The 15,488-nt window shown below is 44.8% G+C and carries 10 protein-coding genes; 4 read left to right on the forward strand and 6 right to left on the reverse strand.

Annotated features, from left to right (window positions below; genetic code table 11):
- The first annotated feature begins 66 nt into the window (after positions 1–66).
- Both IWT5_RS02570 and pgmB read left to right on the forward strand, forming a co-directional pair.
- Positions 67–2,784, forward strand: a complete 2,718-nt coding sequence (locus IWT5_RS02570) for a glycoside hydrolase family 65 protein (RefSeq protein ID WP_089108389.1) — start codon at positions 67–69, stop codon at positions 2,782–2,784.
- 21 nt (positions 2,785–2,805) lie between these two features.
- Positions 2,806–3,477 (forward strand): beta-phosphoglucomutase, encoded by a 672-nt coding sequence (pgmB, locus tag IWT5_RS02575; protein ID WP_089108390.1) that lies wholly within the window; start codon positions 2,806–2,808, stop codon positions 3,475–3,477.
- A gap of 71 nt (positions 3,478–3,548) precedes the next feature.
- Here pgmB and IWT5_RS02580 read toward each other — a convergent pair whose 3' ends face one another.
- The 3 genes from IWT5_RS02580 to IWT5_RS02590 all read right to left on the reverse strand — a co-directional run bounded on the left by IWT5_RS02580 (position 3,549) and on the right by IWT5_RS02590 (position 9,603).
- Positions 3,549–4,199, reverse strand: coding sequence for a TetR/AcrR family transcriptional regulator (locus tag IWT5_RS02580; protein WP_089108391.1), 651 nt, complete (start codon positions 4,197–4,199; stop codon positions 3,549–3,551).
- A 32-nt stretch (positions 4,200–4,231) separates the two neighbouring features.
- Positions 4,232–8,566, reverse strand: a complete 4,335-nt coding sequence (locus IWT5_RS02585; protein WP_089108392.1) for a 2-hydroxyacyl-CoA dehydratase — start codon at positions 8,564–8,566, stop codon at positions 4,232–4,234.
- A 266-nt stretch (positions 8,567–8,832) separates the two neighbouring features.
- Positions 8,833–9,603, reverse strand: coding sequence for a Cof-type HAD-IIB family hydrolase (locus IWT5_RS02590; RefSeq protein ID WP_089108393.1), 771 nt, complete (start codon positions 9,601–9,603; stop codon positions 8,833–8,835).
- Positions 9,604–9,813: 210 nt separating this feature from the next.
- On the opposite strand from IWT5_RS02590, the gene IWT5_RS02595 reads away from it, so the two are divergent.
- On the forward strand, positions 9,814–10,473 hold the full coding sequence (locus tag IWT5_RS02595; protein ID WP_089108394.1) for a deoxynucleoside kinase: 660 nt from the start codon (positions 9,814–9,816) through the stop codon (positions 10,471–10,473).
- 59 nt (positions 10,474–10,532) lie between these two features.
- Here the strand turns inward: IWT5_RS02595 and IWT5_RS02600 are convergent, their stop codons facing one another.
- Both IWT5_RS02600 and pepV read right to left on the reverse strand, forming a co-directional pair.
- Positions 10,533–11,033, reverse strand: a complete 501-nt coding sequence (locus IWT5_RS02600) for a universal stress protein (RefSeq protein WP_089108395.1) — start codon at positions 11,031–11,033, stop codon at positions 10,533–10,535.
- A 6-nt stretch (positions 11,034–11,039) separates the two neighbouring features.
- Positions 11,040–12,455: a dipeptidase PepV gene (gene pepV / locus IWT5_RS02605; RefSeq protein WP_089108396.1), complete on the reverse strand. Its 1,416-nt coding sequence runs from the start codon at positions 12,453–12,455 to the stop codon at positions 11,040–11,042.
- Positions 12,456–12,659: 204 nt separating this feature from the next.
- Here pepV and IWT5_RS02610 point away from each other — a divergent pair, with 204 nt between their 5' ends.
- The gene (locus IWT5_RS02610; protein WP_089108397.1) at positions 12,660–13,484 is read left to right on the forward strand and encodes an NAD(P)H-hydrate dehydratase; all 825 of its coding nucleotides are present in this window, start codon (positions 12,660–12,662) and stop codon (positions 13,482–13,484) included.
- A 128-nt stretch (positions 13,485–13,612) separates the two neighbouring features.
- Here the strand turns inward: IWT5_RS02610 and IWT5_RS02615 are convergent, their stop codons facing one another.
- On the reverse strand, positions 13,613–15,277 hold the full coding sequence (locus tag IWT5_RS02615) for a putative polysaccharide biosynthesis protein (RefSeq protein ID WP_439959073.1): 1,665 nt from the start codon (positions 15,275–15,277) through the stop codon (positions 13,613–13,615).
- Between the last annotated feature and the right edge of the window lie 211 nt (positions 15,278–15,488).

Here is a 15,488-nt window from a genome sequence, read left to right on the forward strand (position 1 = left end):
TATAATAAAACTTTATCATTAACTTATGAGGCATTTAAGAATTACTCATGGAAAAGAGGACTGATTATGAGAACAATTGCACTACGAGTCAGACAGGACTCAATGGAGCTGCTGTATTCTGAAAATGATAATCAAGAACCTTTCAGAAAGTTCATTATCACTTATGATTCGAGACAGACAATTGGCGATAACCTGGAAAAGATCAAGGTCGCGCTTGCTGGTCTAAAAATTGATGCCGCGATTCTTTTAAACTCTTTAGAGTATGAGTTTTCCGATACGATCATCGGCATCAATCATAATCGAATTGATATTGGCTTAGCCATTACTAACATGTTAAATATCCCCGTTGTTTCACAAAGCGACGTGGAAAAGAATGGCCTGGCTAAGGCGATTAGGCACAAAGAGCACTATAACGAATGGCACCTTGACTACTTTGGTGAATACGAGAAGAAACGGAACTATGGTCAAGAAGCCATGCTGACAATTGGCAACGGTTACTTTGGCCTGCGTGGCGCCTACGTAGAAGCGCACGCCGATGAAGATAATTATCCCGGCACTTACGTTGCTGGCGTTTATAATCAACTGACAACTAAAATCAACGATCACGACGTCACTAACGAAGACTTAGTCAACCTCCCTAACGCACAGTTCATGACTTTTGGGGTCGATGGCCAGCCGCCTTTCAAGATCAACCCCAAAGACATTCAAGATATTTACCGTAGTCTAGATCTTAAACACGGTGTTTTGCGGACTGCGATGCACGTCCAGCTATCAACGGGGCATGACTTATCGATCGTCACCACTAAAGTGGCTAACATGAAGAATTGGCACGACTATGCCATTCAATATTCAATTACACCCCTTAATTTCAGCGGTACGTTGCAGATTTATTCTGAAATCGACGGAACCGTTATTAACGGTAATGTTGACCGTTACCAAGATTTCGATCAGCACCATTTACAGATCACTGGCATGAGTTCTCGTGAAAATGAGATCTACATGACGGGTGAAACCAAAAACTCCCACATTCAATTCGTTGTTGGGAGTAATTTGCGTGTCCGCAACCAAAAGAAGCAGCCACCGATTGAAGCCAACAACCAGGAGAACCGTCTGCAACAGATTCTTTCAACGGACGTCAGTGTCGGCAACACGTACGACTTCGAGAAAAACGTGACGATTTACACAGGGTTAGAAACCCCTGTCGATTCCCTGATGACAGCAGCTAATCAAGATATTGCCAAAGCTTCCTATGATCAAACTGCTAAGCAAAGTGAAGACTACTGGAAGCAGGCTTGGCATAATTTTGACATTAAAATTGACACGGATATTACCAGTCAAAAATTAACCCGGGTCAACCTTTTCCACAGTATGGTTGCCGCTGCTGCCGTGGGTTCAGGTAAATTAGACGCTTCAGTTGGCGCCCGTGGCCTGCACGGTGAGGCTTACCGTGGTCACGTTTTCTGGGACGAGATGTTTATCCTGCCGTTTTACACGTTGCATTATCCAGAATTAACCAAGCAATTATTAATGTATCGTTACCGGCGGTTGGACGCCGCGCGTGCTTACGCTAAGCAAGAAAATTATGACGGTGCGATGTATCCATGGCAATCCGGCCAAACTGGTGATGAACAGTCGCAATTCTTACACTTAAACCCCATTACCCATCAATGGGATCCTGATAACAGCCGATTGCAACGTCACGTTTCACTAGCGATTGCTTATAATGTGATCAACTACACACAAGTTTCTGGCGATCACGAGTTCATGGACAAATACGGTCTTGAAATGCTGCTCTCCATCGCCAAGTTCTGGATCAGTGCCACTACTTATGACGCCAAAGAACAGCGTTACAGTATTGCCCACGTAATGGGACCAGATGAATTCCATGAGAACTATCCAAACGCTGACGAGCCAGGGTTGACGAACAATACCTACACGAATATTATGGTAGCATGGCTGTTTAATTATCTGGTAGAACTACAGCCGCAAGTCCCGAAGAAGACGTTCAAGAGTGTTCAAGAGAAGAGTGAGTTTGACGACTCCCTCTTTGAGAAGATGACGGATATTTCTCATAAACTCAAGCTTGATATTAATAAGAACGGCATTATGGCACAATTCGAAGGCTACTTCGATCTGCCAACCCTTGATTTCGATGCTTATCGTCGCAAGTACGGTGATATTTCACGAATGGACCGTATTTTAAAGGCCGAAGATAAAACGCCTGATGCTTACCAAGTCGCAAAACAGGCTGATACGTTGATGGCTTACTACGTTTTGAATATCAAGGAAGTCGACCATATTTTAAATCAGCTGGGTTATCATATGCCAAAGGAATATCTCACCAAAAACATTCAGTACTATTTAAACCGGACGACTCATGGATCAACGCTTTCACGTATCGTTTACTCCGTTTTAACCGAGATGGACGACAACATGGATCAATCGTGGTCGCTGTTTAGTCAGGCATTATTCTCTGATTACTACGATATTCAAGGTGGGACAACTGCTGAAGGCATTCACCTTGGTGTCATGGGTGCCACACTGATGATTGAAACCCGTAACTATGGCGGTGTGGATAGTTTGGGCAGAGAGATTAATTTACACCCTAACTTACCAGCCGAATGGCACTCAATTTCATTTAAACAGTTCATCCGTGGTCACTGGTATGATTTCTTGATTACTCAATCTCAAATTCACGTGACTGCAGATGCAGATTCTACCGTTCAATTTAAAGGCAAACCAGTGGCACTCAAGGCAAACCAAGAACAAGTCATTGATTATTAATTAACTGAAGGAGTGGTTTCTGTGGCAAGTTTTAAACAAATTAAGGGTTTCGTATTCGATTTAGACGGTGTGATTACTGATACCTCGCTGTATCATACCAAGGCATGGCGCCAATTAGCCGATAAATTAGGCGTCGCATGGTCAAAAGATTTGGAAGAGGGACTTAAGGGCATTTCCCGGATGGACTCTCTAGAATTGATTTTAAAGACTGGCGGCAAGGAAAACGACTATTCACATGATGAAAAAGTTGCCCTAGCCACTGAAAAGAACACCAACTACGTCAACGAAATCAAAAAGATGACGCCTGACAACATTTTGCCAGGTATCAAAGACTTCTTGGACGATTTGCGTAACAAGGGCTACTTAATTTCATTAGCTTCCGCTTCAAAAAATGGGCCAACCGTTTTGAAGCAGCTGGAGCTGGTTGATTACTTCCCTAAAGTTGTTGATCCCGCTACTCTGTCAAAGGGTAAGCCAGATCCTGAAATCTATCTTAAGGGTGCTGAACTACTGGGCTTAGCCCCAGAAGCCTGCATCGGTGTTGAAGATGCGGCTTCTGGCATCCAGGCGATTAATGCCGCTGGTGAAACTTCCGTTGGTGTCGGTGATGCCAAAACCCTTTCAGCAGCAGACGTTCGGTTTGACGATACAACCCAGATGACGCTGGCTAATATTGAAAAAGCAATGGCTTAATTAGCCGATTTTATAATAAAACAGCTCCGAGTAATTGTAAGATTACTCGGAGCTGTTTTATTATCAACTTGTTAATTTCTTGGTCGTAAACCATCCAGTAGAAACTCGCAAACCTCGTCCGTTGTTTTATCCACATCTAAAGGTTGATCACTCATAATAATATTGGGGATCAAGTACCCCACTATCACGCCGCTGACCATTCGAACGATCCGCATGGAATCCCAGTCAACCAACTGACCCTTTTGCTTGTAGTCGTGAAACAGACTATCCACGCCCCCTTGCAGTAAATGAGCTAATCGATCCGTTAATTTAGTCATGATGGAAGGGTCCTTCACCATTTGCTGAATAAAGATTTTCATCTCTTGACGGTTGTCCATGGCGTAGGCCATCCGATCACGAACCGCATATTTGAGAAACGAGTCGAAGTCATCGAACGGATTTTGGTGTAACGCCGTTAAAAATTCATCGGCTACTCGGGGAAAAATATCGTGAATAAACGGGTTTAAAACGGCTTGGAGCAAGCCTTCTTTAGTCTTGAAATGCTTAAAAACCGTGCCTTCAGAAACGCCAGCTAAACGCGCAATATCCAACGTACTCGTATTTTCATATCCCTGCTTGGCAAACAACGTTAAACTCGCTTTCAAAACACTCCGCTGCTTCTTCGATAAGTTGGCTGTCTCAATATTATTGGCAAACAGCGTTTCAACATCAGTATGTTTCATAACATTCTCTCCAATTTTAAGCTGTCCTCGTTTTAGCGACCATTAACCGGATTGCCCATTTTAACGGCTCGAGTTTGAGTGAGATGCTGGCTTTCAGCTAACTGAGAAGTTTGAGCCGTTAAATTCTTATTGGCAGTTGCTAGCATTAGCCGAATTCGATTCAATTGATTAACGACAGAAGTTCCCGGGTCATAGTCAATTGGTGCAATGTTGGCACCCTTAAATTGACGTCGCAGTTCCTTGATCATACCCTTACCGACAATGTGGTTTGGCAGGCAGCCGAATGGTTGCATACAGATGATGTTCGGTACACCGCTCTTCAGCAGTTCAATCATTTCACCGGTTAAGAACCAGCCCTCACCAGTTTGATTGCCCAGTGACAGGATTTTGCTAGCATCGTCAGCCACTTCTTTGATGGCTTCGCTTGGTTCAAACCGTTTCGACGCACTCAGCGCCTTTTGCATTGGCTGTTCACACCATTTGATGACTTGCATGGCAAATTCAGCAAACCACTTAGCTTTCGCAGAAGCGCCCAAATGGTTGTACTTGTAAATTTGATTGTAGAGGGAGTAGTTCATGAAACCAACGATGTCTGGCACAACGGCTTCTGCACCCTCTTTTTCTAGCAGGCGCACGATGTCGTTGTTGGCGATTGGCGAGTACTTCACCAGAATTTCACCCACTAAGCCGACTTTGGGTTTGCGAACCTCATTTAGTTTAACGGTATCAAAATCGCGGACGATTTCGCTAACGTTACGCTTGAATTCTTTGAAGCTACCCTTCTCAATGGAAGGCTGAACCAGTTTCAGCCAATCCTCGTGCATCCGATCAATTTGGCCAGGGGTTATTTCGTACGGCCGGGTTCGGTAAACCACCGTTTCGAACAGGTCACCATATAGAAAGGCAATGGCAACCCGCCGCAACAACGGTAAGCTCATTTTGAAGCCGGGAGTTTCCTCCACGCCCTGATTACCCAGTGATAAGGAAACCACTGGTACTTGACCAAAGCCGGCATCCTTCAAAGCTTTACGAATCAGCGGGATATAGTTAGTCGCCCGGCAGCCACCGCCAGTTTGCGTCATCATCACGGCGGTGTGGTTCACATCATACTTGCCGCTCTGGAACGCTTCCACCATTTGACCGATGGAAATAATGGCTGGGTAGCAGGCATCGTTGTTCACGAACTTCTGCCCCACGTCCACTGACTTGCGGTCATTCATGGGTAAATTGACCACGTTGTAGCCAGAAGCGCGTAAGGCTACGTCAACTAGGCCGTGTTGGTGGATTGGTGACATCATTGGCAGCAATAACGTATAACCCTTTTGATGCATCTCTGGGGTAAAATCAACCGGAACTGGATCATCATGTAGTTTCATTGGCATGATCTTGCGGTTTTGACGTTCTTTCACGGCCGCTTTCAGTGACCGTAACCGAATTCGAACGGCACCCATGTTAGTGCCTTCGTCAATCTTCAATGAGGTATAAAGCCGATTATACTGACTCATAATTTCCTCAACTTGGTCGGTATCAATTGCGTCGATCCCGCAGCCAAAAGAGTTTAACTGCACAAATTCCAGTTGCGGCGTCTTGGCAGCTACTCTAGCGGCAGCGTACAGTCGTGAGTGGTAGACCCATTGGTTGACGACCCGCAGGCCTTTGACATCGCCCAAGTGAGCGATTGAATCCTCAGTCAGCACGTGGAATCCCTCAGCCGTCATAATTTGTGAAATACCGTGGTTGACCTGTGGATCCAAGTGATACGGCCGGCCGGCAAGCACAATACCGTGTTCACCGGTGGTCATGAGCATCCGCATGGTATCTTCACCACGATTACGAATTTGCTGCTTGAAGTCCGCCAGTGCTTGATAGCCGGCTTCCAAAGCAGTTTTAATTTCTGAACGGCTAATTTGAAATTCGCTTAAGGCATCGTACAGATTATCAGCGGTGCCCTTTTTATCGGCTAAATTCAGGTAGGGCGAAATCAAATCCACCTTGCCTGAAGTGATTTCATCTACGTTATTGCGGATCACGTTAGGGTAGGACTGTACGATTGGGCAGTTAAAATGATTATCGGCCTGCTTATTTTCAGCCACTTCATAAACTACTGCTGGGTAGAAGATCGTCTTATAACCGCGGTCGATGAGCGCCTGAATGTGACCGTGAACTTGTTTAGCTGGGTAGCACACCGTATCTGACGGAATGGTCTCCATACCCTTTTCGTATTGTTCAGAATTTCCCTTTGGGGATAACTGCGCCCGAATACCCAGATGATGGAAGAACGTCTGCCACAACGGATAGTTTTCGTACATATTCAGTACCCGCGGGATCCCAATAGTGCCGCGATAGGCCAACTTTTTGCGCAGTGGCCGGTAGCTGAAAAGCAACTTGTACTTTTCGGCAACTAAATTGATCTTACCGTTATCCTTTGGCACCCGCTGCTTCATTCCACGGGCTTCCCCACGTTCACAACGATTACCAGTCACGAACCGGCGACCGTCGTTGAAGACGGTGATGGTCAACGCACAGTTATTTTCGCAGGCGCCGCAATGCATATATTCTTTATTGAAGCTCAGATTGTCCATCTGATCAAGTGACAGCAAGGTAGTTTCGTCACCAGCCTGATAGCCTTCTTTGGCAATTAGTGCCGCACCATAAGCGCCCATCAGTCCAGCAATATTTGGTCGAACAACCTGAGTACCGGCAATCTTTTCAAACGCCCGCAGAACGGCTTCATTGTAAAAGGTCCCGCCTTGGCAGACAATGTGGTGGCCCATATCTTCTACGCGACGCATCTTAATCACTTTAAACAGTGCGTTTTTGATAATTGAAACCGATAGGCCGGCTGCGATGTCACCAATCGTGGCGCCCTCTTTTTGAACTTGTTTAACTTTCGAGTTCATGAAGACGGTGCAACGCGACCCTAAATCGGAAGGATGCTTTGCCAGCAGTGCTGCTTGTGCAAAGTCCTCAATTTGATAGTTTAATGACGTCGCGAAAGTTTCTAGGAACGATCCGCAACCAGACGAACAGGCTTCGTTTAATCTGATTGTGGACAGCGCGTCATTTTTAATGGTCATGGCTTTCATATCCTGACCACCGATATCCAAAATAAAATCAACTTCTGGGTCGAAGTAGTGCGCCGCTTTATAGTGGGCAACGGTTTCCACTTCGCCAATGTCGACCATCAGCGCGTTTTTGATCAAATGTTCACCGTAACCGGTAACGGCAGCTTTCCCAATGGTGACACCAGTTGGCATCTTACCGTACATGTCCCGTAAAATGGTCTTCGTTTTCTCCAACGGATCACCGTCATTATTGTCGTAGTAAGTGTAGAGAATCTTATTATCATCGCTCATTAAGGCCACTTTTGTGGTGGTCGAACCGGCGTCGATACCAAGGTAGGCAACACCCTGATAACTGGTAAGATCGCGAGTTTCCACTTTCGCCATCGCGTGACGTTTACGGAATTCCTGCAGCTCATTATCATCTTTGAATAGCGGTTCCAGAGAATGACTTGGGTGCATCCCCGAATCGTCACCGTTCAGAAGCTGATCCAATAGTTTCTCTAAAGTGGTAGCCGGCTGATCATCAGCGTACAGCGCCGCCCCCTTAGCCACGAACAGCTGCGGGTCTTCTGGAAAGACAACTTGTTCTGGGGTCAATTTTAATGTTTCAATAAATCGATAACGTAATTGATCCATGAAGTATAGCGGACCGCCCAAGAAAGCTACGTTACCTCGAATCTTGTGGCCAGCTGCCAAGCCGGAAATCGTCTGGTTGACCACGGCTTGGAAAATGGAAGCCGCGATATCCGCCTTTTTGGCACCATCGTTGATCAGCGGCTGAACGTCGGTCTTGGCGAACACTCCGCAGCGACTAGCGATAGGATAAATCGTTTCGGCATCCTTAGCCATCACGTTTAACCCGTTAGCATCCGTTTTAAGTAAGGTTGCCATTTGGTCGATAAAGGCGCCGGTCCCACCGGCACAGCTACCGTTCATCCGTTGCTCCAGTGAATCACCAAAGAAGGTGATCTTAGCGTCTTCACCACCCAGTTCAATCGCCACGTCCGTTTGTGGAATCAGCGTTTCAACGGTTTTGGTGCAGGCAATGACTTCTTGAATGAATTTTAGCTGCAACAAGTTGGCCAGCCCAATCCCACCAGAACCCGTAATGGTGCAGGCAATTTGAACGTCGGCCCCCAGTTCATTGATTGCTTCTCGCAATATTTTTTCACTGGCTGCCTTTACATCTGAATAGTGTCGCTCATAACGTGCAAAGATGGTGTGACTGTTTTGATCCATGACCACCAGCTTGACCGTTGTTGAGCCAACGTCGATACCGCCGAAATAAGTTGTCTTTGTCATTTCTCTCACCTCTGTATGACTTGCTCAGACTTCGCGAAGGCCATGCCGTTCGCTTATTAAACATCTATTTACCATACTGTACATCTAAAAAGTAAAGTGACTACTCACTCAGAATACATCCGGAATGGTAACGGTTTCAATAGCATAAATGATTATTAACTTTATACATCAACCATCAGGAATTTTATGTCTCATATGACTGGAATATTATTCCAACTAAAAAGCTTGAAAACATCACTTTAGGATGTTTTCAAGCTAAGAACCTGTTATTTGATTAAATGATAGTGCCGCAAACCATTCACAATCCCATCATCCATATTGGACGTGGTGACATAGGCTGCTTTTTCCTTCGCTAATTTATGGCCATTAGCCATCGCAATCGGGGTATCAACCATATCGAACATCTGTAGATCGTTGAGCTGGTCACCAAAAGCATACGTTGGCACATTCTCCAAATGAGCCGCTTCAAGCAAGATTTGAATCCCAGTTCTCTTCGAGACACCCGCATTCATGGTATCTAGCGCCCGTGGGTTGTTACGCACTAACGATAGCACCCCTTTAAAGCGTTCCTGATATTGTTCTTCCTTGTCTTCATTAAAAACGTTCATAAAATTAATGTCTTCGTGATGGTAAAAGTCAGGGTCAACTTTGGCATCTAATCGCAGCAATTTGAAGTTTTCCTTTGTGGCATCATTTTCCCGGTTTAACCAAAAACCGCGATTATTAAAGTAGCCTACTGGATCTCCCTGCTGATTGGCATATTCAGTAAATTCATCGAGTACCTTTTCTGGAATGACCTCTTGGTGAAGTTTCTTACCTTGATATTGAACGTAACTCCCGTTTGCACTGACAATGGTATCTAGGCCCGTTTCATCCAACACGTACTGGACTTCAAAAATGTTACGGCCGGTTGAAATGACCGAAAGAATATTATTCTTTGACATTTGTTTAATAGCTTCAATGCTACTTGGCAGAACGTTTTTTTGGTCATCAAACAGCGTTCCATCTAAATCAAAAAAGACGATTGCATCATACATTCTCAATCCACGCTCCTTTATCCCTTTAACTTGATTATACTACTAGATATTTTATAACCGGCTTTTGACGTCTTACTAACTGTTGTGTTTGAAAACTGCAACATAGCGCGGTTAGAACACCGAATCCTAAAAAAGTTGAAAAGAACATGTAGTATCCGTTAAAACTATGGTACACTATATGTTGCATATTTTATTTAAAGAGGGGCTATTATGGTGATTATTACAGCCGGAATGATTGGTGTTGGAAAAACAACTTTAACTGGAATGCTTGCGGAACACTTAGGAACCAAGGCATTCTTCGAACCAGTGGGCGAAAACCCAGTGCTTCCTTTGTATTACTCAAATCCTAAACAGTATGGCTTTTTACTGCAGATTTACTTCTTGAACAAACGCTTTTCGATGATTAAGCAGGCCTTAGCAGATGACAACAACATCTTGGACCGTTCAATCTATGAAGATGCCCTGTTCACTAAGGAAAACAATGCAGAAGGTAACATTAGTGATACTGAATTATCAGTTTATCTCAAGTTATTGGACAACATGATGAATGAACTGAACACGTTACCAAAGAAAGCGCCAGATTTGCTGGTGTATGCGAATAGCGATTTTGAAACCATTCTCCATCGGATTAAAAAACGCGGTCGTGATTATGAACAAATTGATAGCCATCCTGAATTGGAATCTTACTACTACAAGATGTGGTCAGCTTACCAAAAATGGTTCGAAGATTTTGACGTTAGTCCTAAGATCAAGGTTGATCTTCAACGTTATAACCTTGAAGATCCTAAGAACGTAGAAATCGTGTTGGGTCAAGTTGATGATGCCCTTCGTGAAATCAGAAATACGGACTCAATTTCTAGTGCCATGTAATTTTATTTTCAACAAACAAAAAACTTCTGTGCTAATGATGCACAGAAGTTTTTTTAATTCTATAAAACCTTAAGCTGCTGATTGTCTAAATTGGTTCGGACAATTAAGACATCAGCTTCGGCATTGGCCACAACGTAGCTCGCATTTGAGCCCATCATCATCCGCTCAACAACGTTGGCACCAGTAGCACCAATCACAATTAGGTCAATTCCTAATTCCTTCGGTAAATTTTTAGCAAGTTCCAACTTAGGATTGCCAAACGTCACATTGACCGCCACTTGTTTGACACCAGCTTGAAGGGCTTGGTCACGATACCCTGCTGCCAGCTGATCCATTTTCAGTTTAAACTCATCTAGTATGTCTGGGTCAACAGCACCAAAGCCAAACTGTGACTTTCCGATATTGGTCAGTTTATTGACGTTGAGGACACTGACAATATAGAGGGTCGCTTGATTACGTTTAGCGATTGCGGTCGCTTTTTGAACCGCCCGTTTTGCCTGCTTGGAACCATCTACACCAACCATCACGTTTTGATAATTACTGAGCTGTGCCAATGCCATCACTCCCTAGTCTGGTAATTCGTTTGCCAGCGCTTCAATTGAACGGCCGTAAATCGCCATTGCCATCATTAAATCTGAAACTGGTTGAAATTCGTCAACTTGGTGCATCGTGTCCGGTGTGTGGTCCATGAATAAGGCGCCAAACGCCACGCCACGCTTCATTAGGCGACCATATGTGCCACCGCCGACGACTTCAGGTTTAGCTGCTTCGTTGCCCGTCATTTCACGGTAAGCACCCATCAAAGTCGTGACGATTGGGTCTTTAGGATCAACGTAGTGCGGTACCATTTCACGGCCCTTACTCAAGTCGAAATGATTTTGATTAGCCACTTCAGTCAGCTTTGCTTGCAGATCATCAGCAGTCATACCCTTGGGGTAACGGAAGTTAAGGACAATCTTTCCTGGCTTACCAGCATCAAAGTCCATCACACCAATGTTCATGGTTAAATCACCCATAATTTTATCCGTGAAGGCCAAGCCTAACTTATGAACCCGCGAATCATCATGCAGATCACCACCGACAAGTTCAACAAACGCCCGGGCGTCACCACCGAAATCTAAAGTTTTCAGAAATGAAGCGAGATATGTCCCGGCGTTGATCCCGTTCTTTGGTTCCATCCCGTGGGCTGCTTTACCAATCACGTGGAAGTGAACACCATCCGTGTCAATATGAACATCACCAGTTACCGGTGCCACATCCAAAAAAGCGGTAAAATCACTGACTAAGGCTTCATTATTGTCGGTTTCAACAACCGCTTCAGCATCCCGTGGCACCATGTTTTCACGTAACCCAGCACTAAAGTGATTCAACTTATATTGACCACCGTTAGAACCCTGAGTCGTTAAAGTGAAAGTGGCATTGCCTTTTTCACCGTTGATCAATGGAAATTCAGCGTCTGGTGAAAAGCCCATGGTTGGTTCTGGCTGCGTCTTAAAGTAGTGGGTCATACCGGTCCAGCCACTTTCTTCATCGGTACCCAGAATAAAGCGCACTTTTTTGTGAAGCTTAATCCCTTGTTCCTTCAAAATCTTCAAACCATAGTAACATGCCAATGCGGGGCCCTTATCATCAGAAGTCCCACGACCGTACAAATTACCGTCTTTTTCAGTCAGCGTAAAGGGTTCTGTTGACCAACCTTCACCAGCTGGCATGACATCAACGTGAGCCAGAATGGCAATGGTCTCGTCACCTTCACCATATTCTATGAAACCGGCTAAATTATCTAAATTGGTGGTCTTAAAGCCATCTCGTTCAGCCATCTTCAAAAACGCCTGTAACGCTTCTGCTGGGCCTGGTCCAAGTGGTGCATCTTCAGTTTTCTTTGAGTCGTCACGCACACTTTCAATGGCGATCAGTTTAGTTAAGTCATCTACATAAGCTGCTTGGTGTTTCTGAGCAGCTGCTTTCCAATCAATTGACATTTAAGTTCCTCCCAATAGTGGTTTCTCAAGTACTATTCTAGCATACAACAGGCCCTGGTGGGGAGCAGACTGCTGCTCTATCAGGCAAAATTAACGGGGCTGTGACACACAGTTAAGACTGAAATTGGTTTCTAAAATAAGTCGCAGCGTTAGACCATCATGCTATACTCAAAGTAAGTATTTAATTATAGGAAGGCGATAATTGTGGAAACGTTAACCGACAATATTCTAGCTAAAACCATTCGGATTCGGCCCAAGGAAAGTCACAAGGGCACTTATGGCCGAGTCTGCCTAGTTGGCGGCAATGATCATTTTGGGGGTGCCATTTTAATGGCAACGGAAGCTAGTGTTTATAGCGGTGCCGGCCTAAATACCACGCTCACCGACCCCAGCAACTTCGTCAGCCTGCACTCGCGGCTACCTGAAGCAATGGTGGCTGATTTTACTAACCGAGATGAACTGACTGATTTGGTTTCAGCTGCCAATACAGTGGTCGTGGGTCCCGGGCTGGGAACTGACGAGACCAGTTTAAAGGTTTTGCAAGCCGTCTTTAATACCATTGCACCAGGACAAACACTTATCGTTGACGGTTCAGCCATTACGCTGATTTCAAAACATGAGTTGAAGCTGCCCCAAGCAAAACTGGTATTCACCCCGCATCAAATGGAGTGGCAGCGGTTGTCCGGCATCCAAATTGCGGATCAAACTGATGAAGCTAACGAAACCGTGCGAAAACAATTAGGCGGTATCGTTGTTGTAAAATCGCATCAAACTAGGATCTATACCCCCACTGGCAGCTTCTTGAATACTGCTGGTACCCCTGCTCAGGCAACTGGTGGCATGGGTGATACACTGGCTGGTATGATTGGTGGGTTTACGGCCCAATTTGCCAATCAGACCAACGCTGTTCTGGCAGCGGTTTACGCACACAGCGCTATTGCTGATGAATTAGCACGGCACCAGTACGTGGTTTTGCCGACCCAAATCATTCATGAACTACCACGGTATATGCACGAACACCAGCACTAAAAGCATTCGTGACATAACGCTGCATTGATAATGCCTTAATAAAATACAGCTTAAAACGCCATTCCACTTTTGGAATGGCGTTTTTAAGTGTTATCTTCTAAATCAGCCGTGTGGTATCAGTCTGGTCTTTATTTAATATGCAACATGGTTCTTAAACGGTTAGTCCGATCACCGATAACCGTATCAGCTAATCGCGTACGCAACACGAGGTAAACGTACAAATAGCCAGCAATTCCCACCGCAAAAATCAGTACGAACAGACTGCCCCAGTGTGAATCAACGACCATAAACATGCCAAAGATCCGGCTCATAAGGTTAACAAGCAAGTTGGCGACCACACACATCAGCAGTGAAAACGCTAAAATACCATTCGTTTTCTTGGCGATGCTTGGGAAATCAATGCTAAAGGACTGATTGAGCCAACGGATAATCAAGTAGTTGGCAACTAAGAAACCAAACGTCGTTGCCACCAGCGGGCCGAAAACACCCAAGTAATGAATGCAGGGCCACTGCAACACTAATTTGACGATCGTCCCTACTGCAAAATAACGAACAGCACGTTTGTTCTGAGAAACCCCCTGCATAATGGCGGAAGTCACACTGAACAAGCCCAGCATAATGGCAACAAAAGCTGAAAAAGCTAATACTGCAGTGGCTAATTCCTTATGTGACGTCCCGTAAAAGAGGATGTTCAATGGGTGGGCAACAGCTGCCATTCCTAAAGCACTCGGAATCATCACAAACTCGAACAGTAGAACTGCATTGGTCAGCTGGTGGCTGATATCCACCCGATCGTTACGCGTATAAGCTTCCGACAGCAAGGGTACCACTGTAATCGCCAGTGCTGAAGACAGTGACACAATAATCATGATCAACTTATTCGCATTAACGCTAAACATTGCGAACAGGTTGTTTAACATCACCATTGATGTGATACCGGTACTTCGCATGAAATTAAAGAAAGTATACTGATCGATCAATTGGAAAATGGTAATCCCAGCACCAAGCACAATAAACGGTAAAGCTTGCTGCAAAATTTCCTGGTAGAGCTGCTTGGCGGGCACCACGATTTCGTTATTACTATTAAGCACTAACTGATTAAACGTCGACCGATTCTTCAAATAATACCAAGCTAGCGTTAAGGTACCGGCAATTGCGCCGACAGCCGCAGCAAAGGTCGATTGTGAAACGGCTGTAATCCAGTTACCGTGAAGGACCCGCATAATGATAAATGCCGAACCCAGCATATAAGCGACCCGCGCTAGTTGCTCAACAAACTGTGAAATTGCTGACGGGGCCATTTGTTGATAACCTTGGAAAAAGCCTCGAGACAGACTCATGACAGGAATAATCAAAACCGCCCAAGCTAACGAGTGTAACACGGGAACGACCCGCGGATCACCGCCATCAAATAAGGGTGCACCAAAAAATAGCAGGCCGGCACAAATGAGACCGGTAATCGCCGCTAAAACAAAGCCGTGTTTATACAGTCGGAAACCAACACCATATTCGTTCATGGCGTTATAGTGGGCAACTTGCTTGGCAATTGCGGAAGGAATCCCAGCAATTGCAGCAATCAAGAAAAAGCTATAAATGTTATAGCCCTTTCCATAAAGTGCGTTACCTTGGAAAAAGTAACTGCCAAACCAAATACCCCAAGGAATAATGTAGATGGCACCCAGTATCCGTGAAAAAATACTGCCGGCAGTCATCCAAGCAGACCCTTTCACCATTTGGTCCTTTGAATCAGGCACTGTGTTGCCGCCTTCATTGTGATTTGACATCTCAGTCATTTAAAAACCTGCTTTCGTTCGTCCATTTTTGCAAATTACATATTATTTTAATATTTTTTAGCAAATTGAGCAATGCTTTATGTACAACTCATCCAAACTCTTACCATAAGCTTTAATGATAACAGTTTTGTTGGCATTTGAAAGCCTTTTTTATGTGATTTAAATCATTTTAAAAGTTTAATCCAACTAAAAACACTATGCATTTTCAGCC

It is taken from the genome of Secundilactobacillus mixtipabuli, from assembly GCF_002217925.1.
GTDB classification, from domain to species: Bacteria; Bacillota; Bacilli; order Lactobacillales; family Lactobacillaceae; genus Secundilactobacillus; species Secundilactobacillus mixtipabuli.